Origin of the sequence: Methanobacterium lacus (genome assembly GCF_000191585.1) — an archaeon.
In the GTDB taxonomy this organism is placed as follows: Archaea; Methanobacteriota; Methanobacteria; order Methanobacteriales; family Methanobacteriaceae; genus Methanobacterium_B; species Methanobacterium_B lacus.
Genome location: NC_015216.1, coordinates 1,113,582 through 1,138,517 on the forward strand (window position 1 = coordinate 1,113,582; position 24,936 = coordinate 1,138,517).

The following is a 24,936-nucleotide window of genomic DNA, read 5'->3' on the forward strand; positions in this document are numbered from 1 at the left end:
CAATTTATTAGAGAAAAAAATGAAGAAATTGAACATATAATAAATATACGAGGTCATATTCATCAATTTAATAGTCTTAAAAAGATTAAATCGAATGGATTGAATTTATTGAGAATATTGATTGTATAAATAAATAAACAATAAGTTTTATTATTTACAGTGTTCATCTACAAATTGGCGTGTATGTCTAGTTGCAGTGACTATACCAAAATCGTAAGGATGCGTTCCTAAAAATTTGAGTACTTTAACGTAACCATAATCTTCAAGATAAGCTACTGCATAATTTAATCTTACAGGAGGTATATTTAACATAGAATGAAGCTTATTTCCATCAATTTCTTTTTTCTCACTAACAACAGCTGCAACGGATTTAATATCATTTTCAGGATCATATTTCAATTCATTTTTAAAATGCAAATAAAGAGCATATGTCCCGTTCACTTGTCCAAAGTCATATGGATGCATTCCGAAAACTTTAAGAGTCTTAACTAAACCATATTCTTCTAATTCATCAATAGCATCATTAAATTCTTCATTATTCATAAATTCAATTAATGAATGAAGTTCACTAGCAGAATAGCTTCTTTCGAATCCAGGTTCCTCTTCTTGTTTAAATATTAATAAACTACCAATTGTAGAAGCTTGCCTGGATAAACCTCCCACACTATTCCTTAAAGAAACAATATGTTCTGGAATTTTACCAACTGGAGGTTTTTCTGAAATATTATAAATGGTATTGATGAGAGAACGAAGGCCTTTATCATAATTAGAATACATGTCTAACCATTTAAGAGCTTTTAAAGGTTGTGGAATTTCTATAGATTCTGTTAATAGTGGAATTAATTTAGTAACTCCCTCCATTCTTCGAATAATTGCATTATTTAGTTCTTCTTTAACCCATTTGGAGTTAATACTATCTTTAGAAAGTAAAATTAAAAAATAATCACTATTAGACAATCCTTCTGAAAATATCTTTTCAATCAATGAGTCTCCAACTTGAATTTCCCACTTATCAAACCAAACCTCTATTCCGTTTTTCATTAAGTCTTCTGCAATTCTATTAGCAAAATATTTATCTTCATGTGAATAGCTAATAAAAACGTGTTTATTCATTTTAGCTCCTCCATGTATTTATTTAATGTATTTATATTAACATTTAAATCAACTGTAATTTCAGAAACAGAAAAACAGTTCAATTTTAATTCTCGAAGATGTCCGGGAGAGAACCAGATATGTTTTGCTTGAAATTGTCCTTTGGAATTCTTTTCCATAAATTCTATTAGAGCAAAACTTACTTCAACTCCGTGAGAATATCTTCTAAGTTCTGCAATTTTACCAGAATTAATATTAGATTCGTTTTCAACTAAAAATACGAATTCTTCTCCATAATTATCTGAACGCAGAAAGTCTACAATTTTTGGAAGATCATTTTGAGCAAAACTAGTATGATAAACTTGCCAACCCTGATAAATAAGCCACGAACACAAGAAAATTAATGTAAATATAATTATTGTAAGAATAGCCAAAGAAGGCCGATCTAAGGTTATACCATTAGGAATATATACATAACCAAGTATTGAAGGTATGCCCGTAATGAACATCCAATATAAAATTACAAATCCTCCAAATATGTACTTAAAGAATCCTAAGAATCCTTTTTTTTGCATAAACACACCTAAACATTAACGCAGTTAACTTGTTTACTTGAAAACTTTTTCGACCCACTTCTTATAAATCAATTAGTCCTTTAAAATTATAAAATATGAACACTTGAGAGGAATTAATCAATTTTATCAATCATAAAACTGGTATTTGGTTTGGTATCTTTTATCTTGAGAAACTAATTTCATGATTTTAGTTGAATTTATTCCTAATTCAAATAAAAAACAAACTTCTAACATAAATTTGAGTTTTTGTATTAGATCAAATAAATCTTCATTTTTAGTTTTAGCTTTTATTTCAAGGTTTTTATTGTAATGAGTTAAAAAATTTCTTGTATTTTTTACATCCTTTATGAATTCATCTTGGTTGTTAATATTTATCTTTAATACATCTTCATATTTCTCAAAAATTTCATATAGTCTTGTTTGTAAAGAAAATTCATTTCCAAAATCTATTTTGGATTTTAAACTATTTTTATGATCTTTGGCTATCTTTTCTGGAATTTTTTCCTTAAGAATTTTGCTCAATTTTTTGTATTCTTTAGTAGGCATATATTTACCTTGAAATGTTCTTCGGTGATATGATTCAATGGCTTGAGCAAGATTTATAAAGTTATTTTCTAAATGTGAAGGGTTATTAAGAATTCCAAAGTACAATTGGATTACAGGTTTAAGATTTTCATATTTTCTAAACCAATTATTTAGACATTCATTAAAATTAATATCTTCTAACGAAAAAAACATATCCCAAGTATTCATTTGTTTTTTAGGAAAATGAGCTGTTATTGTACGGTAAAATATCTCAATATTTGTATAATTGGGATATTTATCGTCATTTTTGACATTATTTTTCTTAATTTTTCCAGTGATATTTATAGGGAATAAAGGTTCACTAATCCCTAAAGTTAAAAAATTTTGAATATTATCAAGTATTTTTTGTTTATACTCCTTAAAATGTATAACTTCATTTGGAATTATTTCTAAGTAAGTATCTTGTTTTAAATCAATTTTGTATTTGTATTGCAAAGGTTGAAATCTGAATCTGATTTGAATTTGAAAATTGTCTAATTTTGCATGAACATTTTGTGGATATTTGTAGGTAGTTGTATATTCTTCAATATATCTCTTTGAATTTAAAATAGGATAAACATTAAATCCAGTGCGATCAACCCAGTCTTCTAGATATGAATATTCAATATCAAGACTATTAAAACAAATATCTTTTTTATTTTTAAAATGATAACCCAAAAAAATAGTATTTATATCAAAAATTAATGTCATAAATTCATTATCTTTAATTTGACCTTTTATTTGATGACAGTGATATAATGTTACATTTCTGCCAGATATAACTCCTAACATTATTTCATGATGAATTTTTCCTGAAAAAAGAGGATAGTTTGTTTCTCCTTTTGAACCAAATATTTCCAGTTCAATTTTTTCTTGAGGATCGAATCTTAAAACACCAGATAATTTTACATTTTTCTCTGGCACCCAGAAAACGCCTCTTTCTTCAAACTTTTCCAATATTAATCCTCCAAATTGTTTCTGTTGTTCATTTGAAAATCCAACTCTTCTAATCCCTTAATAATTTTCTTTTCAAGTTCTAAAATTTTTTCTTTAATAACATCAGGAGATTCATACTCTATTTCATCGTATTCTATTTCTTTGTAGTTGGATATGCTTAAACTGTAATCATTCTCTTTAATTTCTTCATATGGGACGTAAAAATGTTTAGCTTTTCTATCTTGGAATAGTTCAGGTTCTGAATTTTTAAATTTCTCAATTATGTCTGGAATGTCTCCTTTACCATCTATGAAAGTTCTTTTATCATCTAAAGTGTATCCATCTGCTTCCATATCATAGAAACCAACTTTTGCTGTTGGCTCACCTTTGGTGAAGATTAAAATTCCTGTAGATACTCCAGCATAAGGTCTGAATACTCCCGAAGGCATAGATATTACTGCATCTAATCTGCAATCCTCTAATAATTTTTTTCTGATAGATTTATGGGCTCTTGAATTTCCAAATAAAACTCCTTGGGGTACAATAACTGCACATCTTCCACCAATATTAAGAATATTGTACATCAATTCCAAAAATAATATCTCTGTTTTAGTAGTATTTATTGAGAAGTCATCATTAAGTTCATCTTTATTTATGCTTCCTTTAAATGGTGGGTTGGCCAGAACAACATCAAAGTTAGGATTCTGATTGTATCGCATTGAAATGGTATTTATTTGATCGATCTGTGGATTGCTTATGCCATGCATCATTAGGTTCATAAGTGATATTCGGACCATGGTCTGATCAAAATCAAATCCAAATAAGGAATTATTTTTTAAAGCTAAATATTCACTTTTACTGAGTTTGTCACCCTTAAAATTGTATTCCTGGCCTTCATCATCTATTTTTATTAGTTCTTGGGAAGTGTTTGCTTTTAGAATGTGTCGATATGAGTTTACTAAAAATCCCGCAGTTCCACATGCAGGGTCGCAGATAATTTCATTAACTTTTGGATCCACTATTTTAACCATCATTTGAATAATATGTCGAGGTGTACGAAACTGTCCATTTTTTCCAGAAGTTTTAAGTTCAGACAAGAGATACTCATAGATATCTCCTTTAGTATCCAAATTTTGTTCTTTAATATGCATTTCATCAATGATGCTTGTGGTTTCGACGAGAAGGGAACCTGTAGGAATTGCAAAAACTGCATCTTTCATATAACGCCTATATAAAGAATTTTCATCTCCTAAATCTCTTAAAAATGGAAAAACTTTTTCTCTTACATGTATTAACATTTCGTCTGCTGCCATGTTGTTCCATTTAGACCAGCGACAATCAGAACAATCTTTAAACAATGATTCATATTCCTCTTCACTGAATTTTGCATTTTGTTCTTTGGCCCTCTCATCATCATCCAAACGCTTCATGTAAATAAGATAGGACATCTGTTCTATGGCCTGGAGAGGGTTGGATATCCCACTGCTCCAAAACATGTCCCATAATTTGTTAATTTTAGATTTAAGCTCTGGATCTAACATACAAGTTCCCCTTTGAACGCTTTTTGCATTAATGTGTCAAATAATTCTTTAATTTTTATTTCTGAATTGAATTGATCTTTTTTTAAGATCTCTATCTTATTAAATAAATCAACAAAGCTATTTTGAAGAGATATATCAGGTTGATAAAATTTTAATCTTTCTAAACCTTTTTGGTTTATAGTATACTGACCTGCTGAAGTTCTTAAATGATTTTTTAATTGTTTTTTACCATACTCACTGTTTATTAAAAATGCTAAAAAAATAGGATTGAATTGGTTTGAATCAATTTTAACTCTCATAATATGATCATTAAAATAGATATTTTCATTAAATTCTCTAAAAACAGCACAACGACCCACATAATCTTTATTTCCATTCACTCTAATGAATAATAGATCATTTCTTTCTACACCATATTTTTCTTTTTCTAATTCATTTAGCGGAATCCTGTTCAATTCAGTTAAATCGATTTTATTTTCCCTAATATCTTTTAAACGTAAAACGATATCGCCTTTATTTTCAGAGATTTTTCTTCGCCTACTTAATCCATTTTTAACATCCCTTAATGATTCCGACAGATAGTCTGCTTTTAGATCAGGATGATGAGATGCAGAATTATAAATTTCTAAAAATACACTTTTCAAATATTCATCAGTTAATTTATCAGCTTCCACTCGCCATTCTTTTATTTTTTCAGCTTTTTCCAAGATTTTTATTAATTTGTTTTGTTTTTCTATTGGTGGTAAAATAACTGGAAAGTTTCTAATATCTTTAAGGGAAATAAATTTCTGAGTTCCTCCTCTATTAATTTTTTTAATATAATGTTTAAAATGAATACTTTCTAAAAATAGCTTAACATATTTGTTAGAAACATCAGTTTTTGTGAACTTTATCAAAGCTACATTTTTAATTGCAAATTTTCGATCTTTTTTTACAATTATTGGGTTACCAATGGTCCCAATCATTGGCATTAAAATATCCCCATCATCCACATATGAACGTTTATTTATATTATCATAATCATCTTTAGAAATTAAATTCACATCAGAAAAGTCAATAAAACCCGTTGCAACATTTTTTGAAGTGACAAGAGGATACCCTTCATTTTTATATTTTGGAGAATCATGGGTCCCATCCCGCACATCACAAATCTCTGTTAACTTTTTAATTTTCCATACTTTTGGCAAATCTCCTTCTGTAAACATTAAATCAATCACCTGATAATGATTATATATTATCTATTTCTCCGAAACAACTGATAAACTTCCAAGAACCATTATTCATGGTCCTAATTTCTGGTTGGCCCTTTTCGTCTTCATAAATTATTCTAAAAGTAATTTCTTTTTTTAGCTGTCTTTCTTTTTTCTCAATTACTAATTCTGTTTTTATTTCTGATATTGCAGGAGCTTCATCAATTATTTCTAAAATTTTGAATGATTTAAGATTTTTCTTATTGAATATTTCTCTGCTAAATTTTCCAGCAATAATACCGATACTATATTCTTTCAATGTTCTATGATCCATTTTTTGAGCCATATATCCAAAATTTCTTTTCATCCAGAGTTCAAAAAATTCAACTAAAGTTCTTTCAGGACTTCCTTCAAGATAATCTGAAGATAAGCTAAATTCTGGAAAATCTTTATTAATTTCTAAATTACGTGGTTTCCACTTTTTCAGTAGAGTTTCCCTCATATCATTTTTCCTAATTGAAGCCGTTAATTCACTGAAAGTTAAATCTTTTTCTTCCTCTTTAGGCTCTTTGGATTTCTTTATTTCTACTAAACCGTCTTTTAAAGCAAATAATGTAGCCCAAAGTTTAATTGCAACGGATTTATTGGCATAATTTAAATCACGTCCATGGAGTATTCCATTACGATAAGGAATTGTCAATTCATCTGTAGTTGTTTTTGTACGTGGTGAAGACAATATTTTTTGTAATTCTGGAAGTCCTGTAATATGTGCTGCAATAGAATCTTCAGCAGTTAATTTATTTTCTTCTCCAAAAAATCCTTTATTTCCAGTTTCTTTATTATCAAATACTATTCCATCAATAACAGCTAATAGAACCGGAATGCAAGCGTGATATCTTTCATTAGCGTAATCTTCATAAACTTTTTCTATCAATTCTAATCTTGGTTTAAATTCATCTATCCATCCTAACCATTGTATAAAAAGTTCAATATTTTCATCATAATAGTTTATTAAAATATTTTCTGCTTGATTAAATTTTCTTTGTTCATATAATTTAATGGAGTTAGTTACTACTTCATGATTCATCGACATATAAAATACCCAGCCACATTTTAAAAAAGCTTCATTAAATTTATCAGGTACACTTGTGATGTCATGATATTCTTCGACAAATCCATCAACTTCGGATAATGTTTCCTTTAAAGCGTCAACATCCAAACCCATTGGTATAAGACCATCTAATAAACCAATTTCTGTAACACTTTTCAAAAATTCCATACCTTTGATGGAATCTTCCATTTTTTGAAAAGAAGGTATATCCTTAATTTTGTTCTTGTTTAATTCATCATTTTCTTCTAAATTTTTTTGATTTGAAGTACTTCGATTTAAGTTTTTATCTTTGTTTAAACAACATCTTTTGTACTTTATACCACTACCACAATGACAAGGATCATTTCGACCAATTTTAACTCTTTCTTTATTAACCATCTAATGCACCGATTTAACACATCTTAATACTATTACACTTTTCTACAATTCCTTTTAATTCATCATAAGTAAACAAATCTAATGGATTTTCTTCTTCGAAAGGAGGTCCACCAAGATCTCTCATTTCGATGTGTTTTCGTTCTGCAAAGACCATCTTTAGAAGCATTAAAAACTCCAGCTGTTTTGAATTGTACTGTTGATTTGAAGTGATGAAATCGTCAAAACGTTTTTCAATCATTGCCCGAGGGTTATCTTCCCTTTTAATGTGGATAATGTCTCTTAAAAATTGTAAAAAGTCTATATTTTGACTTTTTTGGATAGATTGAATGGTAATTTCAGGTTTTAAAGCTGAAAGTTCTCTCTCAAGTTTAATTAATTCTAAAGAGTTTATTCCTTTACCTTCCTTTAACTTTTTAACTGCTTCATTTCTTTCGAGTAGTCGGTTGAGTTCTTCGTCTTCTTTAATTTCCTTTTGAAATTCTGTCCAGCTTAAAATTTCATCAACTACAGGTATATCAACTATGGGTTGGCCAGTTGGTTCAAAGTACTTCATAAGAGGGGCAACTTCATTGACGAGAAATTCAACATCTTCAAAGGTTAAATCTTCCCAGAATTCTGGTTTTATGGCTGTAATAAGCTGTGACTTTTTCTCACTTACTGCTTGAAGATTATCTTTCTCTAGAACAACTTTAATCATGAATGTAAATTCACGCCGTTTTTCCTCAATCTTCTCTTTATTCCTTTCCAGAACGTAATCAAAGAGTTTTTCTGCCCTTAAAATAAATGATGATACTTTTGAATTTGAACCAAACTGTGTAATTATTATCGGAGAAATATCATCGATCAAACTACCGATATTATCCTTTAAATCAGCACTATTTTTAATCTCAGCGATTACAGATCTTTTTTCTCTTACAAGGAAAAAATCTTCATCTAGATTGTTGATAGTGGCACTGATTTTTTTGGATATTATCTGTTTTTCAATAGGTGTTAAATCCTTTTCAAGTAAAGCAACCCGATTATTGAATATGGTAGTTAAGACATCGTTTGGTACTATAGATCCTTTGCTTCTTTCGAGCTCATGGTACTCTATGTTTGAGTGGCCACCTATCATAAAATCAAATATTAGAAAGTCATTTTTTTTATTTTCAGGTAGCCAGTCTTTGTGTTTACATGATTCTAAATTTCTTGTACCCCTTCCTAACATTTGCCAGAATCTTATAGATGAATAGACAGGTTTTACAAATACTAAGTTGCAAACTTCAGGAATATCTACACCAGTATCAAGCATACCTACAGATAAAGCTATTCTTGGATTAGATTGTTTTTTAAATCGTTCAACTTCATCTTCACACCGGGCCATGTCAGAAGTTATCACTTGTACTTCATCTGAAAATTTCGGGAACAATTCTCCAAACATTTCTTTCATATGACTAGCATGATGTCTGCTTGCGCAAAAGAAAATCGTTTTAGCAGGTTTACCTTCATCAGATTTGTAACAGGATTCCATAAATATTTTAATTATAAGGGCATTGGTGTTGTCGTCCATAAATATTCTGTCAAATTGGGCACCGGTAGGTTCAAAATTATCAGGATCGACTTCTTGCCTTCTTAAAATGTCTTTAAGAAACTTATCAAGATTATCCTTTTGAATACCTTCACCCAATACTTTAGTAGATATTATATGTGCAGAGTATGGAACAAGCACACCATCTCTTACAGCTTCGTCGTAGGAATATTCTGCTGTGGCAGATCCAAATAAATCAACAGTACTTTGAGTTTCCCTTTCACGGGGTGTAGCTGTTAAACCTATCTTAATACTATCAAAGTATTGGTACAACAAATTATTTTTATCGTAAATAGATCGGTGTGCCTCATCAAAGACAATTAGGTCGAAAAATCCAGGTGAGAACTTTTCAAACATTCTACCTTTTTTACCTTGCATCAAAGTTTGAACTGTGGAGACGTATAATCTGCTGTTAGGATTAAATCCATCCCTAAGATCTGCTACAGGTTCATTGAAATATTTTTTAAACCCATTGTCCTTAGCCTGTCTTATGAGTGCTACACGATCAGCAATGAAGAGAACATTACGTACCATATTTGCTCTGATTAAAAGGTCTATAATGGTCACGGCCACTCTGGTCTTTCCTGTACCTGTGGCCATCTCAATCAATGCAGTTTTATGACATTCAGCAAAATGTTCACTCAATTTACGAACAATCTGCACACTTCTAGGCCTATCCACGATATGGGTACTTAATTTAACTGTTCTTGGATCTTTACGATTTTCGTATAGGTCACGTCGTCTTTTTAGATCTGTTTGTGAAAATGGGCCACTAATTTTTCTTTCAATGCCATATTCATCAATGAAAACCCATTTTTCACCATTAGTTAAAAAAACAGGTATTTTAAATGTTAGTTGTTCTTCGATATCTTTTGCGTATGTACGGGCTTGTATACGGCCAATATCTGGTGTTTTGGAGTATCTTTTAGCTTCTATAATGGCTAAAGGTGTGTTGTCTTCATCTAATAATATATAGTCTATGAATCTATCGACATTTTTTTCGATATTTCCATCAAAATAAACAAAATTTTTGTTTTTAAAATTTGATTTAATTGGATTGACTTCTTCTTTAATATATTTCGTTAGCCAACCAACTTTTTTTAGGGCAGGATCAATATACTGCTTCCTAGTTCTAAATTCATTGATAAATTTAATATCATTCTGATTAGACTCTACCCTAATACCCCCATAACCCCAGTTATATTCTAATATTCACAATAAGAAGTATATAAATTAATAGATTAATTCTTAATTAAAAAAATATCAAAATTAACATAAACAGTGTTTTTATTAATTCTATTAAAAATTGTTCAAATTAATGATCCAAAAGTAAAAATCCTTAAACCGCAATCTGTTTTAATTGAGAAAAAATAACCCTTAATATCCATTTTCATATTATCCTAAAAAATTTTTACTTCGCCATACCGCGCTATGACGAACAAATTATTAATTATAATTTTCTTTTGAACTATCCGGAATCTCCGGATAGTTGATAATGAAACTATCTTAAAACAAATAAAAGAATTTCTAGCATTTTATCAATAATCTTTACTTATTTTCCAATGTAGGTAACGAGCCTCCTAATATATAATCGGGGCATAGGTATAAGTGGTAGTTAGTTAGCATAAGTTTGCATAAGTGTACGCAGTTAGTAGTGAATTTGCATAGGTTTGCATAGGTGTAAGCAGTTAGTAGTAAGTTTGTATAGATTTGCATAGGTTTACGTAGTTAGCAATGGTTTTGCATAGGTTTGCATACGTGTGCGTAGTTATTAGTAGGTTTATATAGTTTACATAAGAGTGTGTAGTAAGCAAGAGTTTTGCATAGATCATATAATCTGATAAATTAATTCAAGATATTCTTGATGCTTTCTATACTAACGCCAAAAACACCACGCGCGTATAAAAATATTTTATCTTGATATTTAAAATTGTTAATAGTATAAATGATAAATTAAATAATAATTTGTGAATATAGTATTAAGAGGTTTAATTGTGATAAATTTATCAAAGATGATAGAAAATGGAGAGTCTGAGAAAATAGAGTTTAAAAACTCTTTATCTTTACATAACCCTATTTACACAGCTATTTCTGCTTTTTCCAATAAAAATGGAGGTTCAATATTGGTAGGAATAAATGACAATAAAGAAGTGGTTGGAGTTAGTTTAGGTAAAAATACATTGGAAAATTTGGCAAATGAAATCCAAAGAAACACAGATCCTCATATTTTTCCCACTATCACAGTCCTGAAAAAGAATAATAACAATGTTGTCATTATCGAAGTAGAAGAGAATGAAGAAAAGCCCGTATTTTTCAGAGATAAAGCATTTATTAGGGTTGGAAAAACAAATCAAAAATTATCATCATCTGAAATTAAAAGAATGATTTTAGAAGGTCATAGTGGAGTATATTGGGATGAAAAAATTTGTGAAAATGCTTTAAAGGATGATATTGATGTTGATAAACTCAAATGGTTTGTAAATGAAACTAATAAACAAAGAAACAGAGATTTAGATCCTGAATTATCTATTGAAGAAACTTTAAGTAAATTAGATTTAGTTAAAGATGGTAAACTTACTAATGCTGCTGTTTTACTTTTCGGAAAAGATCCTCAAAGATTTGTTAGACAAGCGGAAATACAATGCGGTAGATTTAAAGGCACCAAAGCCATCGATTTTGTTGATAGAAAAACTTTTCCTGGAAATATCATTGATCAAAGAACGAAAGCCATAGAATTTGTAAAAGACCATATAAATCTTAAAACTACTATTGTCGGAACTGAAAGAATAGATGAATGGGAATATCCTATAGCAGCTATTAGAGAATCAATTACTAATTGTATTTGTCATAGAAATTACAAGTTAAGTTCTAATATTCAAATAAGAATTTTCAACGATCGATTAGAATTTTGGGGATGTGGACCCCTTCCTGAACATTTGACAGTTGAAGATATTAAAAAACCCCATAATTCTCATCCAAGAAATCCTTTAATAGCTAAACGTTTTTTTGATATCAAATTTATTGAACATTGGGGAACAGGAATAGAACGGATAATCCAAAGTTGTTTAAAAGCAGGACTTCCTAAACCTATTTTTGAGATTAAAGCGGGTGATTTTGTTGTTATACTTAATAAATATAAAATAACAGATGAAATCTTAAGGGAATTAAATAAGAGACAACAAAAAGCAATAGATTACCTATTTTTAGAAAATCGAATAACAAATAAGGAATATCGGAGTATTAACATCGGTATCAGTAGATCAACAGCTTTAAACGACTTAAAAGAGTTAGTTGATAAAGGAATTATTGCATTAGAAGGTTCTGGACCTGGTGCACATTATATTTTAGTTTAATAAATCCATTTTTAAGCAATAACTAAGCAATAACTAAGCAATAACTAAGCAATATTTATTAGGTGATAATATGGGAACTTCCGAATTCATCAAAGATATTAAATGTAATCGGTGTGGCAAACAATCCAAAATATTTTCAGAACAAATTTTAGAAAATAAATATTGTGAATGTGGTGGAAAATATGAATATAACCCTGAAATAGATAATTTTTCGGATTCAGATTCAATAAATCTCACAAAAAATGACTTAAAACGTGAATATCAAAAAAAATACGACAATTATCTTGAATTAGGAAAAATATTGAAAAATGATCTAGAAAAATCACTAAAAAGCAAGGTAGATAAATTTCGAATAGAATGTAGAATTAAAGATTTTGATAAATTTTATGAGAAAATTCAAAGAAAAAGCTATAAGAATCCTTTTAAGGAAATAGAAGATATCTGTGGCATTAGAATTATTTGTTATTTTTCTGATGATTTAGAAATAATTTCAAAAATCATTAAAGAGGAATTTGATGTTAAAAAATCGGTGAATAAATCTGATTTATTAGATGCAGAAAAGTTTGGTTATAGATCTAAACATTTTATTATTAAAATTAAAAATGATGATTTAAAACAATATGAATATCAAAATTTAAAGGATTTAACAGCTGAAATACAAATCAGAACATTATTAATGGATGTTCATGCGTCCATACAACATAAATTAACTTATAAAAAAGGTCAATATATTCCTCACAAATTTCAACATCAATTGGCCAAATTAAGTGCAATATTGGAATTGGCAGACGAAGAGTTTGTCAGACTTAAAGATGATATATGGGAATATGATTATGAGTTAAAAATAGTTAAAGAAAATTTTTTGAATGAAAATAGAAAACTGAAAGTGGATGATTTCGCAAACATATTTAGACAGGAATTGACTATCGAAACTCTTCAAAAGTTTTTAGACTTTTATTTCTCAGATAGGGAAAAGATATTTTTTAAAACTAAGGAATTATATGAAAATATAAAAAGATATAACGATGAAAACAATGACCAAATTACTTTAAACACGCTATTAGAATTATATTATATTATAGATGATTTAGAGGATTTAGAAAATAAATATTTTGCTCAATATGAAAATGAAAATAAGTGGCATCAATCAGAATGTATAAATCAAATTTTAATAATTGCACATCCCAAATTTAAAGATTATGCTGCTAATGACAGTTCCAAATCGACCATGACATTTCGTTCTACAATATATTAAATAAATTTTATTAAATCTTTATTATTTAAAATTGGCAGTTTAACTTTGATACAATCTTTTTTGAGTTTGCATTTCATACATTCAGAATGATTCACATTTGCACCATACACATCACAGAAAATTCTGCATTTTTTCATATTATGTCAACCTCCAGGTTCTACATTTTTTATCAAGTAATTGGTTTCATTTTCGCTGATCTTTTTAACGGTAATATTTTTATCATTCTGATTCAAGTGTAAATCAAAATCAAAGTTAGTTTTTAAATCATTTGAAGCATTTATGGCCATGTTCCTGTTTGTGGAAGGACTTTGTGCTGCAAATGATTGGAAAGGATTTATTGCGCTTATCTGAGTAAATGCTATATTTAAGCATAAAATGGTGATTAATAAAAAAACCAATGCCAAGAATACGGCATTATCTTGATTTGTACCAGTTTTGACTCGTCTGTTTGCATTTAAAACAATGAAATTGGTCTTTCTTATAGGATAAAGAATAGGAACTCCATGGGTGGTAATTGAATCAAGTAAAATGTGAGATAGTAATCCTATGATAATTGCAAATCCCATTGTGAAATTAAAGAATAATATGAATACAGCTAAGATGATCCACATTATTGAGTGGCCATATCCTCTGTGTTCGCTTATTAAGTTGTCTAAAATGTCTGGAAAAACTGAACTCAAAGCTGCAAATATTAAACCTACAAAAATCTGATTTAAATCAAATATATAAGCAAATACTAAGAACAGAACCAGAGCACCAGCTATGTGGGTGTAACTTCTCATGGTCGGCCCCCTATGAAAATTAATGTTCTAAATATTATTAAGGAAAACCATGCAGCTCCAATTAAAATGAAGGCCATGTAAAGTGATGATGCAGCTTTAAGATAAATAACAAAACAAAGTAATGCTATGAACAAATAAAGAGGAAAAGTCATGTTAATTTCATCTTTAACAGTTTTCTTTTCATACTCCTCCTTGTTAGCAAGTTCAAACTGTGAATAAAATGGATATATTTCTTTTTTAAATTTTTTATTGAAACTGCAAACAAACTGAATGTTCTCCAAACTGTTAAGTGACTGATAAACTTTCACAGACTTGTTAGTTAAACTGTCAAAATGATTAAAACAAATAATTAACCTTTCATATTTTAATCCTTTGATCAAAATTTCTTTAAGTGCAGCAATGGTTTTACGGTTTAATGAAGGTCTATCGTCTTCAGTTATTTCATTAATTATTTTGATCAATTTGCCCTTGACCGGTGTAGGTTCATTGAAATAAATACAAACATAATCATCTTGTAATTGGTCATAACAATCGTAGATGTTCTTATTGTAGAAGATAATATTCTTACCTTTATTTATCTCCTCCATTATTTGTATTACATTCTCCATGATTATTATTATATTTCTCCCCATATATAATACTTAAAAAAAACACACACACAAAAATCTTAATAAAAAATCTCAAAACAATTCAAATTTTACTATACAAAAAATATTTCAAAAAATAGTTTTTCATAAAATTTTGATCTAATTCATTTCTAAAAATGTAATTAATAATTATGGCCTCCTCATGAAATGGAGGGAATCTAACCATATTGTTCCTAAAGCATGAAAATTCTTTGTTTTTCATTGACATATAATAACAAAAATGATTGTTGAGTTAACTGGATTAATTATGAAAAAGATAGACATGAAAGTTATAATACTTAGTAAATAAGTTAAGGAAAACGGATGATATCATGACAATACCATTGTTGGCAGCTGACAAAGATATTATGGATATAATTATTGCAATAATACAAATGATTACTCTAATTTTTTTAATAATTTATGTATGGAAAACATATGATATGGCTGTTTCAACTGAAAAATCTGCAAAGGTATCTCAATTAACTCTTCAAGAAATGAAGGAAACTAGAGATCAAGAAATTGCTCCTTATGTAGTAGCATATTTTGAATTTGAGAATCGTATAATTAACTTAATTGTAGAAAATGTTGGTAAAGGATTGGCCAAAGATGTGAAAATAAAGTTCGATCCAAAGCTTATTAGTAGCATAGGACATGATATAAATGAAATTGCTTTTATAAAAGAAGGAATTGGATCAATGCCTCCTAAATACAAAATTAAAACATTCTTTGATTCAACAATAGGGTATTATGGAATAAAAAATTTTCCTAATAAGTACAACGCTAAAATAACTTATTATGGGGGACTAGAAGAATCTAAAAGAACTACAGAACATATTTTAGATATTGGTGCTTATTTTAATGTACTTTCCAGCGAAGAGAAGGGATTTAATGAAGTAGTTAAAGAACTTGAAAAAATTAGTAAGGCACAAGAATCAATAAACAAAGAATTAAGTAATTATAATGATATTTTTTCCAATGGAATCTGGATTAATAACCCTGCATCTCCAATAAATGGTTCTAATTCTAATATAAATGATAATCGGAAAGCAATTTTATCTAAGTTAAATGAATTTAAAATATTATGGGAATCCGTGTATAAAAATGAAGAAGAGAAATTTGGATCATTTTATACAAATATGGGAAAAAGATTTAGTTCAATTGGAATGCAAATATTAATTTTATCTTCGTATGAAACCAAAGAGGAATTAAATGAGGATCTTATAAAGATTGGAACAAAATTATTTAAATTAGAACGTATTCGTTTTTCTTGGGGAATAGAAAAGAAATTTACAAAAATAGGTAATGAAGTAAGTTTATTGGTTGATAAAGTTATTAATGAAATAAATAATTGATAAGCGGTTAAAGACTACTTATTTTTTTAAAATATGATTTTGAACCCAATTATCAATCTTAGATTATCAAATATATTCTTCTAAATGTTTATTTCATATAAGATTCTTTAGAATGTTTATAGTGAAAAAAAGAAAGGGGCTTTATTTATTTCGTTTAAAACCTTCTCTGATTCTAGTTTTAACTCTTTTTTGTAGCTTTGGGTCCACCATTTATTCTATCAGTAGTGATTCGGCAACGTAGTTGACTTTTAGTTTTCCAGATGTTTTCCAAATCATTTCATGGATGGGTTGGGGGAGTGTTAAACACACTTTTTTCATTTTTCATATTTAACACCGTTATTTACTATTTTTTAGTTTATTTATTGCTTTCAACCATGCTGTTTGGTAGCCGCATTCTTCACATTCGAAGTATATCCACCAGTGGCCGTGTTTTCCGATTAGTCTCACACCGTGGGGATCTGGGAACATTTTTATTATTCCTTTCTTGGAGTTGCAAGTTGCACATCCTGTTTGTTTGAATAGTTGAATTATTCTTTTGTCCATGCAGAGTTCAGTTTCTCTGGATCTGATTGTCTCCTAAAAATATCTTGGTGGATTGTTCTGCATACATGGCACCATCTACAGAGTGTGAATCCTGCACCATTTGTGGGTATTTTATGGTCTTCCCCAATCATATCAATTGCACTGCAATCAATCATGATTATATGCTGATTCTTAATAATATTACCCTTCAAAAAAATAGCAATGTAGAATCTAAATTTTTAGTTAATTTTTTTATATAAATCACAAACATGGAATTCGTCTACTTTTATATATAAAAACTTACAATCTGCATTTACACCATTAAAAGATCTTTTATTGTAATATTTGCATTTTGTACAGTTATCAACAGAATCCGTTTTTCTGAAGTTAAATTTACGATCTGGACCTTTAGAATCGAAATACATCCAAATTAGTCCAATAATAATAATTATGATTGCACCAAGACTAAAATTATAACTTGGATCATGTACAATTCGAGTAACTAAAAAAGCAATCACACCTATTATAATAATGATAATGCTTATGTACGATTTCATTTTACCTCTAAAAGTTCATTATTTTTTTTAATTTATGGGTTTGTAGAAACCCATTTTTTAGTTGATTTGTGTACTAATAATATAAGATTATCTGCATTGAATCGATTAATCCACTTTTTATAAATTTGAAAGTTGATGACTTCTCACTAAAATTTTATATTAAATATTACAATTATTGAGATAATTAAGCTCAAAAAGATAGCACAAGCTAGCATTATATATTGGGAAATTCTTAAAATCTTGTAAGTTGGATGTTTTTTTAATATTTCCTTACCTTTTTCTCTATTTTTCCTGATTTCAGGGTTTTTATTTAAAGTATATTTGTAATAGAGTAAGAATATAATCAAATACAATAGTATTAATAAACTGGTAAGATCCGTAATTGCACCTATAACAAGAATAATTCCTAGAGTAACTAACGAAATAGATAGGATCGTTCCATCTTTTTCAGGATGTAATCTATAATGATTGATTACTAAAATAGAGAAAATTAATACAAGAATACTCATTATTAAAACAAATATAGCACTTATTTCCATAATAACTCTTTCTGAATAAATTAATTTAAATGTTTTGAACAAATTGCCTGTAAACATAAATACTCATTTTATCATTCCACTCCATTATGGTGTTTTTTTATTAATAATCAGTCTCGAATAGGTCGCATAATGATCTATGCAGAATATCACACACCAAAAACTTAATAAAAAATTCCATTAATGATTCCAAAATCGGATAAATGAAATGATAAATATTTACATCTATAATAAAAAATTGAGTCAAAAATCTATGGCCCTCCCATGAAATGGGAGTTTCTTTGGACTTCACAAATATTGGACGTTTCTATGGCCTTTTCAAGAATTGGATGTCCCAATGTTCATCGCACAAAAATGGAGAATCTATGGCCTTATCATGAAACAAAGTTAGTATAACCTTCTCAGGATAATGGGAGTTTCATTGGCCCTCCCAAAAAATGGAATGATCTTGGTCTTCTCATGAATGGGAATATCTATAGCCCTTTCAAGTATTGGAAGTTTCTATAGTCATTTCATGAATATTTATGGCCATTTTAAGGAAATAGACCCCAATAGCCCTATAATGAAAAAGAGATTTATATGGCTACTCCAAGAAAAAGAATATCATATGGTCATCTCACAAATATAAAAAAAGTTAAATGCTCCAATTTCCAAAAGAAGAGAAAATATAGTCCCCACAAAATTGATTGAGTTGATACCCATGACTCAAGAACAACACCTCAATTTCTTATCTATTCACATAGGTACATTAGAAAGATACCATGAAATGTGGGAATAAGTTCAATACATCAAAGATAATTAGTCTTCCAAGTAGCACATTACACAAATTGCACCTCTCTTTGAAAGTGCTTCCTCCTTTTGGATCTAAATTGAGTTGAACATGGAAAATCAAGAAATCGAAAATTAAAAATTGACAAAATATTATTAAAATCTCAATTTTATTGAAACATTGAACGGATAAAATAGTCAGTTAAAAAAATAATTAAATTGTTATTCATCATTCGGTTCAATAATTTGTGATGTTACCATTTCGCAATTCGAATCTGATTATACTACCTTAACCCTTTATTAAGACACCAATGACTCCACCTATTGCACCAATGATTCCATCTACTATGATACCTAAAATTAATGCCGACATATTTCCTGCTACTGCTACAGCTCCAAGTATAGGGCTTAACCCTAGTATTGCAAGTATACCCACCATTATAGCTGCAACAATACCAACTAATGCACCATGTACGACCCCATTCATGTAGTCTCCACCAACACTGTAACCAACGTAAATAGTTGCTATCAAAAATCCAATGATATCTCCCCAAGAACCCAGGAATAATCCTAGAATAATACTCAATATTATTGCTATTACTAAACCAATTATTACAGGCATCCATTTTATTTCTACCATCTTTTCATCTCCTTAAACTGATTATTATTTACTTCTTTAGAGTATCGATACCAACTTTCTGAACGCACTCTAAATATTATAAATAACTATGAAATTTTCTAATTTTTTCGGCTTTGTAGAAACCCTTTTTTTTTTAAGTTTTTGTTTGGATCTTGTTTTTGTGTTGGTTATATTTAAATTGTAGTTTCTATCGCGGTAATATCATCTGTCGAATATTATTGTGTCGTTTTTTCTGATTATTCTTCTTTTTTGTAGGTTTTCCATTATTTCTGAGAAAATTTTTGAATCGTGTCGGACTCCAGAATGGATTATAATGGCAACAGGTAGTGCTGATTTTTTTTCCATTACTATAATTGCTTTAATACCTATATAAAATCCATAAGAGGATAACTAACTCCATTTGAGATCTCATTTTTCTAGATGTTTTTTAGAACGATTTATGCGTTTTAAATTGTAATCTAAATCCACGGGAGTGGAATAAAGAATAAAAGTTGGTTTTCAACGTTTTTTTAATGGTTTGGTGTTATTAAAAGCTGTTTACGATTTTAACGTATGTATCGGATTTAAATCTCGATAAAAATTCAGATATATGCTAATTATCAAATTATTTTTAGAAAATAAAAATAAATAATACTTAAAATACTAAAAATTAACGCTTCAAAAAAAAGAAAAATATATAAGACCCTAAAGGATTTATTGAAATATCATTTTATAACAATAGGATAGTAAAAAATATTACTCTCCAACTTTATCAAATGAAAGTATTTTTAGGTTTTTGATGAAAGTTCCAAAAATTCCTCCAAGTACTCCACAAACTACATATAATATGATTAAACTGAAAATCCAAGTTGTTAATTCACTTACAGACACAAAATGATAGTTCATAATGTAATAAGTTGCTATTGCTGCAAATATAGCATAAAGTACTCCAAGGATTGCACCATTAAATATGCCTTCCTTATAATTTTTTTCAATCATATAACCTACATACATTGCTCCTAAGAACACAGCAATTAAACTACCTATTGTATTTGGGATAATATAAGCAAGAAAAATAGCTATAATTAAACCTATTATTAAATTCAAATTTTTGAAATTCATATTTATCTCCATCTAACTCAATACATACAATTAATAACTTAATCAGCTAGGCTCTTTGATGTTTTTCATTGATATAAATACCTATTATACTACTTATTGCACCTATTATACCAAATATCACTGTAGGAATTAATAAAAGGAATATTACAAGGCCAATGGCTCTCAAATAAAGAAGCCCTAATGAATTATCGAGTAAAATTCCAAAACAAATTCCAAAAATAATACCCAAAATTGCTCCATTCAATGCCCCAACTTTATAATTTTTTTCGACCTTAAAACCTACGTAAACGGCAGCTAAAATTAGTGCAACTGTGAGTCCTATACCACCCAGCAAATATGAAAGAATTAAACCAAGTAATATGTTAATTATTATACCAATTGCTAATGTTTTCAATTTAATATTCATATAAGTACTTCCATTGGTTCACTTTATTAAACACTAATCTCTTTTAGCTACCCAACCTTAAATATCATCAGATGGCAACATTTTTTAGATCTTTTAATGATTTTTGTTTGGATTGAATATATATGTTATTAAAAACTTCTAAAAGTAAGAGGAATTTCGTAGAATAAATATTGGGTCATTCATAAAATTTAAAGAGAAAAATCATCAAGACAGTGATAAAAATAAATAATTCCATTTAACAACTTAATTATCAAATTCATAATTATTTATATGACTTAAATAATGGATGGCTTTATTTATTTCGTTTAAAACCATCCCTAATTCTGTTTTTTACTCTTTTTTGAAGATCTGGATCCACCATGAACTCAATGAGAAGTGATTCTGCAACGTAGTTGACTTTAAGTTTACCCGAAGTTTTCCATATCATTTCATGAATAGGTTGGGGTAGTGTTAAACACACTCGTTTTTCTTTTTTCATATTCCACACCTTCATTTACTATTTTTTAGTTTATTCATGGCTTTCCACCATGCAGTTTGGTAACCGCATTCTTCACATTCAAAGTAGATCCACCAATGGCCTTCTCTTCCGATTAATCTCACACCGTGAGGATCATGAAACATTTTGATTATTCCTTTTTTTGAACTGCAACTTGCACATCCTGTCTGTTTGAATAGTTGAATTATTCTTTTGTCCATGCAGAGTTCAGTTCCTTCAGGATCTTCATTGACTTCTTCAAAAATGGTTTCATGGCAGGTTCCACATGCATGGCACCAGCCGCAAGGTGTAAATCCTGCACCATCTGTAGGTATTTTATGATCTTCCCTCATCATATCAATGGCACTGCAATCAAGTGAATGGAGTCTTCCGGTGTTACTGTTTCCAATTAAGCATTCTCCATCTCTATGGGGTACAAAAACCATTTGTCTCATATTTTGTTGAGTTTTCATTTGAATCACCTATAACACTTTTACTCCTGTAAGTAATATTATGTCATCCGGACTATATAAATATTTCGCTTTAAAATGCTTAAATTCACTTATAAAGAAATAATTATGGTACTTAACTGTTAAATATGAATTATAATAAGGTTTATGTTTTTGTGACTGAGGAGCTTGCGACGAAGGAACTTTCTAGCAGTTAAACATGATTTTGTAAAAATAAAAAGTTTATAAATTGAATTCAATTTTATATTTTTTTTAATATCATAAGTAAGATCATAAAAAAATTAATTTTAGAATTAGGTCCATAAATAACGATGCAATGTGAGGTAAAGACTATTCTACTGAAAGATTCAAGTACTTATGAATGAAACACGATATTTAGTTTTGTTAGTGATATTGTTTTAAATAAGTAGTTGGAGATTAAAAAATGAATGATATTTCGATTATTTTTGGTATTTTGGCGATTGGTATTTTAATTGTTTTTATCGTACTACTTCTGAATGATAAATTGAAATTACATCTTTATAACCCTATTATAGCTACGGCGATTGGAGTTGTAACAGTATTCATAATTACTCCGAGTATAACTGAATTAGCTTTTTATTTTCACTTATCGTTTTTTGTTATTACTATATCATTTGGAATTGGTGCATTTGTAGGGGGTTTTATCACTGTCCTACTTTCTAACAAAAGCCCTTTAATCGGTATTTTACCCATTATACCATATATAATAACTGTTTTATTAACAATAGGGGCTGTTGAATCTGCATTAATTATTAGTTCTATAAATATAATCTTTGCATTAGTTGGAAGTTATATAGGAAATAAAACTAAAAAATCCATCATAAACAATTAATTCTTAAAAAAATACAGTTCATTAAATCAGGATGTCCAATTTTAAAGATTTAACCAAGGTGGTTTTAGATAATTTTGAAAATATAAAATACTGTAAAAATTGTGGTAGTAAATTAGGCAAATCAACATAAAAAGAGTTGACTAAACAAAATTAAAAAAAATTTTCTATCAGGACATTTTTAAACAATATTTGAACTTTTAGGATTTCCAACGAAGGAACTTTGCTGTAAGAGTTGTATTCCATAGTAAAAGCACTTTACTTGATATTGTATTAAGTTTAAGTAATAAAGACAATATAATATTCTGTGGAAGGGGGTATTAGTTGGAAAGTAAAGATTATGCAATTATATTGTTAGTTATTATTTTGATTGCTGTTGTTTCGTTTTCATTAGCTTATATATTGGCATCGCAACCAAAAACAAGTAGCCTTAACAACTCATTAAATAGTTCCAATGCTTCTAATGTTTCAACTATAAATTCAACAACTAATAAATCCCAAGTTCAAAATCAAACAAAGCAACAATATATCACTGAACAACAAGCGATTAATATTTACAAAAAAGAAACTGCAGACCATAGTAACAAATATCGTTATGTTGCCACCTTATTTTACATAGAGGGAAAACCTTATTATTCAATTACTTTCATCGACAAAAAAACTGGAGATAGTTCTACATCACCAGGAGCAGTGAATGCAATCACTGGAGAATTAGAAGGGCCAGATTAACAGTTAATATACAAGGAATTTTCAAGATATCTAAGCTGTTTTCTTAATAGAGTTTATTAGATTCTAAAAAAATTGAGTTGATAATATTCGGTCTAAAAATACAGAACATGAATGTAAAAGATTACAATTTAAACAGGAATGTCAAAAATCATGTAAAGAATTCAATGAATTAATAAAAACTGCCATTAATAAGGTTAAATATGAAAACAATAATTATTCAGCCAGTTCTGATTTTGAAGAATATAGAAATTTAATATTAAGTCATTTATATGAAACTACCGATTTAAAGTCTCAACTTAATAATTTAAAAGTTTCAGATTTAGCTCTTGGATCTTTAATTGAAATCATTTATAACCTACGGAATGAGGAAATATATGAATTAAGTGATAAATTTTTAGAGAAAATGGATTTGAAACTTAACAATATTAAACATAACTCCAAAAAGAATTTCAAATTTATTTTTTTGCTTAATATAAAACGGTTTAGATTAATAGATGAAGATGATTCAGACTACAAAAATGAAAGAAAAATTTATGAAAACGTATTAAAAATATTTGATATTGAACGGGTAGTAATAGAGAAGTTTACAATTGATGGAGCATATGAAGATCAATCAAATTTAAATAAATTAATGCAGATTTTTAAAAATAGTCATGGAGAAACTATAGAAATATCGATTAATGCGAGAGACTTTGAATTTGCAGAAAAGCTAGCAAATTCTAAATTAGATTTGTTTTTAGGATTTTTTTCTTTTATGAGGTATCGTTTCCTAAAACGTATAGATTTCAATGATGATAAGCCTATTGATAAAATTAATGCTAAATCATGTATTGTTTTGGAGGGAGATAAATTAATTTATCCTTATTTGAAATACGTTCCAGAACGAACATTAGATTCTATTAGAAATGAAGTTAATGAAGTAAGATTTACTAATTCTATTGATTTAAAAATTAGATACAACTTATCTTATTTCGAACATTATATTGAATTAATGAAAGAAACTAAGAATGATAAATCAAAAAAGAAATTGTGGAAATGTTTAACAGAGTTCCTTCGACTGTATTACGATGCCTGTACTGAAAAAAATCTTCCATATGCATTTCTTAAATTTTGGATGATAGGAGAAACCATCATCAAAAAAATAAGTGGAAAAATAAAAGATGAAAACCTACTTAAAAGACTTGAACAAGTTTTTAAAGTATTTCATAATGACAAATTTATTAGAAATAGATTCAAATTTTTGTATTTAAGGCGTAATGAACTAGTCCATGAAGGTAATTTTGAGCAAATTACCTATGTGGATCGAAATTTAGCTAAAATAATAGCAGATAGCGTTTTATTATTTTATATTAGTTATATGAATGATCTCAATAACTTAGCTGAATATGATTTCTTAATTCAAAATATGAATAAAAGCGATAATGAAATTGATAGGTATTCGCTAGTATTAAAAATCATTAGTAAAAATAGATAACATCACAAGTTAGCAAAGATTTTGAATAAATGGTCCTAGGGTTAAATTTAATGTGTTAGAAAAAAATATTTCATTATATTGTA

General features: G+C 28.6%; 23 protein-coding genes and 1 pseudogene. 6 read left to right on the forward strand and 18 right to left on the reverse strand.

All coding sequences use genetic code 11. From position 1 onward, the window contains the following. Window positions 1-150: 150 nt before the first annotated feature. From METBO_RS12645 to METBO_RS05605, 7 genes are all read right to left on the reverse strand, one after another. Window positions 151-1,113 carry a toll/interleukin-1 receptor domain-containing protein gene (locus METBO_RS12645; protein WP_013644706.1) on the reverse strand — a complete coding sequence of 321 codons (963 nt, stop codon included), beginning with the start codon at window positions 1,111-1,113 and terminating at the stop codon, window positions 151-153. Then, complete coding sequence (locus tag METBO_RS05580; RefSeq protein ID WP_013644707.1) at window positions 1,110-1,667, reverse strand: hypothetical protein; 558 nt, start codon at window positions 1,665-1,667, stop codon at window positions 1,110-1,112. The genes METBO_RS12645 and METBO_RS05580 overlap by 4 nt, the downstream gene beginning before the upstream one ends. Window positions 1,668-1,793: 126 nt before the next feature. Continuing rightward, a complete protein-coding gene (locus METBO_RS05585) occupies window positions 1,794-3,188 on the reverse strand; it encodes an ApeA N-terminal domain 1-containing protein (protein WP_013644708.1) in 1,395 nt (464 codons plus the stop codon). 2 nt (window positions 3,189-3,190) lie between these two features. After that, entirely contained in the window at window positions 3,191-4,708 is a 1,518-nt protein-coding gene (locus METBO_RS05590) for a type I restriction-modification system subunit M (RefSeq protein WP_013644709.1), read from the reverse strand. Beyond that, entirely contained in the window at window positions 4,702-5,913 is a 1,212-nt protein-coding gene (locus METBO_RS12975) for a restriction endonuclease subunit S (RefSeq protein WP_013644710.1), read from the reverse strand. The genes METBO_RS05590 and METBO_RS12975 overlap by 7 nt, the downstream gene beginning before the upstream one ends. Before the next feature lie 22 nt (window positions 5,914-5,935). Then, window positions 5,936-7,387, reverse strand: coding sequence for a YecA family protein (locus METBO_RS05600; protein WP_013644711.1), 1,452 nt, complete (start codon window positions 7,385-7,387; stop codon window positions 5,936-5,938). A 13-nt stretch (window positions 7,388-7,400) separates the two neighbouring features. Beyond that, a complete protein-coding gene (locus METBO_RS05605; RefSeq protein ID WP_394294935.1) occupies window positions 7,401-10,166 on the reverse strand; it encodes a type I restriction endonuclease subunit R in 2,766 nt (921 codons plus the stop codon). A gap of 782 nt (window positions 10,167-10,948) precedes the next feature. Here METBO_RS05605 and METBO_RS05610 point away from each other — a divergent pair. Beyond that, window positions 10,949-12,307 carry an RNA-binding domain-containing protein gene (locus METBO_RS05610; protein ID WP_013644713.1) on the forward strand — a complete coding sequence of 453 codons (1,359 nt, stop codon included), beginning with the start codon at window positions 10,949-10,951 and terminating at the stop codon, window positions 12,305-12,307. Between the two features lie 70 nt (window positions 12,308-12,377). Continuing rightward, complete coding sequence (locus METBO_RS12655) at window positions 12,378-13,562, forward strand: GTP pyrophosphokinase (protein ID WP_013644714.1); 1,185 nt, start codon at window positions 12,378-12,380, stop codon at window positions 13,560-13,562. Window positions 13,563-13,705: 143 nt separating this feature from the next. Here METBO_RS12655 and METBO_RS05620 read toward each other — a convergent pair whose 3' ends face one another. Both METBO_RS05620 and METBO_RS05625 read right to left on the reverse strand, forming a co-directional pair. Then, window positions 13,706-14,344, reverse strand: a complete 639-nt coding sequence (locus METBO_RS05620) for a metal-dependent hydrolase (protein WP_013644716.1) — start codon at window positions 14,342-14,344, stop codon at window positions 13,706-13,708. Continuing rightward, window positions 14,341-14,952 (reverse strand): hypothetical protein, encoded by a 612-nt coding sequence (locus METBO_RS05625; protein WP_048186375.1) that lies wholly within the window; start codon window positions 14,950-14,952, stop codon window positions 14,341-14,343. The genes METBO_RS05620 and METBO_RS05625 overlap by 4 nt, the downstream gene beginning before the upstream one ends. Before the next feature lie 350 nt (window positions 14,953-15,302). Between METBO_RS05625 and METBO_RS05630 the strand changes: the two genes are divergently transcribed. Continuing rightward, on the forward strand, window positions 15,303-16,325 hold the full coding sequence (locus tag METBO_RS05630; protein WP_013644718.1) for a hypothetical protein: 1,023 nt from the start codon (window positions 15,303-15,305) through the stop codon (window positions 16,323-16,325). A gap of 336 nt (window positions 16,326-16,661) precedes the next feature. Here METBO_RS05630 and METBO_RS05635 read toward each other — a convergent pair whose 3' ends face one another. The 9 genes and pseudogenes from METBO_RS05635 to METBO_RS05670 form a co-directional block, all read right to left on the reverse strand. Next, the gene (locus METBO_RS05635; protein ID WP_048186377.1) at window positions 16,662-16,868 is read right to left on the reverse strand and encodes a hypothetical protein; all 207 of its coding nucleotides are present in this window, start codon (window positions 16,866-16,868) and stop codon (window positions 16,662-16,664) included. Next, window positions 16,853-17,023, reverse strand: a complete 171-nt coding sequence (locus METBO_RS13600; RefSeq protein WP_158304890.1) for a hypothetical protein — start codon at window positions 17,021-17,023, stop codon at window positions 16,853-16,855. The genes METBO_RS05635 and METBO_RS13600 overlap by 16 nt, the downstream gene beginning before the upstream one ends. Window positions 17,024-17,550: 527 nt before the next feature. Beyond that, the gene (locus METBO_RS05645; RefSeq protein WP_144017521.1) at window positions 17,551-17,943 is read right to left on the reverse strand and encodes a hypothetical protein; all 393 of its coding nucleotides are present in this window, start codon (window positions 17,941-17,943) and stop codon (window positions 17,551-17,553) included. A 1,054-nt stretch (window positions 17,944-18,997) separates the two neighbouring features. After that, entirely contained in the window at window positions 18,998-19,348 is a 351-nt protein-coding gene (locus tag METBO_RS05650) for a DUF5518 domain-containing protein (protein WP_013644721.1), read from the reverse strand. Window positions 19,349-19,459: 111 nt separating this feature from the next. Further along, a pseudogene (locus METBO_RS13190) lies at window positions 19,460-19,937 on the reverse strand (transposase); the annotation flags it as partial. A 146-nt stretch (window positions 19,938-20,083) separates the two neighbouring features. Beyond that, window positions 20,084-20,449, reverse strand: coding sequence for a DUF5518 domain-containing protein (locus METBO_RS12660; RefSeq protein WP_013644722.1), 366 nt, complete (start codon window positions 20,447-20,449; stop codon window positions 20,084-20,086). Window positions 20,450-20,495: 46 nt separating this feature from the next. After that, complete coding sequence (locus METBO_RS05660; protein ID WP_144017522.1) at window positions 20,496-20,843, reverse strand: DUF5518 domain-containing protein; 348 nt, start codon at window positions 20,841-20,843, stop codon at window positions 20,496-20,498. Between the two features lie 304 nt (window positions 20,844-21,147). Beyond that, window positions 21,148-21,333, reverse strand: a complete 186-nt coding sequence (locus METBO_RS05665) for a hypothetical protein (protein ID WP_013644724.1) — start codon at window positions 21,331-21,333, stop codon at window positions 21,148-21,150. 11 nt (window positions 21,334-21,344) lie between these two features. After that, window positions 21,345-21,803, reverse strand: a complete 459-nt coding sequence (locus METBO_RS05670; RefSeq protein WP_013644725.1) for a hypothetical protein — start codon at window positions 21,801-21,803, stop codon at window positions 21,345-21,347. Between the two features lie 421 nt (window positions 21,804-22,224). Between METBO_RS05670 and METBO_RS05675 the strand changes: the two genes are divergently transcribed. The 3 genes from METBO_RS05675 (at window position 22,225) to METBO_RS05685 (ending at window position 24,853) form a co-directional block, all read left to right on the forward strand. Then, window positions 22,225-22,653, forward strand: coding sequence for a hypothetical protein (locus tag METBO_RS05675; protein ID WP_013644726.1), 429 nt, complete (start codon window positions 22,225-22,227; stop codon window positions 22,651-22,653). Window positions 22,654-22,974: 321 nt separating this feature from the next. Next, window positions 22,975-23,379, forward strand: coding sequence for a hypothetical protein (locus tag METBO_RS05680; RefSeq protein WP_013644727.1), 405 nt, complete (start codon window positions 22,975-22,977; stop codon window positions 23,377-23,379). Between the two features lie 403 nt (window positions 23,380-23,782). Continuing rightward, complete coding sequence (locus tag METBO_RS05685) at window positions 23,783-24,853, forward strand: HEPN domain-containing protein (RefSeq protein WP_013644728.1); 1,071 nt, start codon at window positions 23,783-23,785, stop codon at window positions 24,851-24,853. Window positions 24,854-24,936 lie beyond the last annotated feature (83 nt).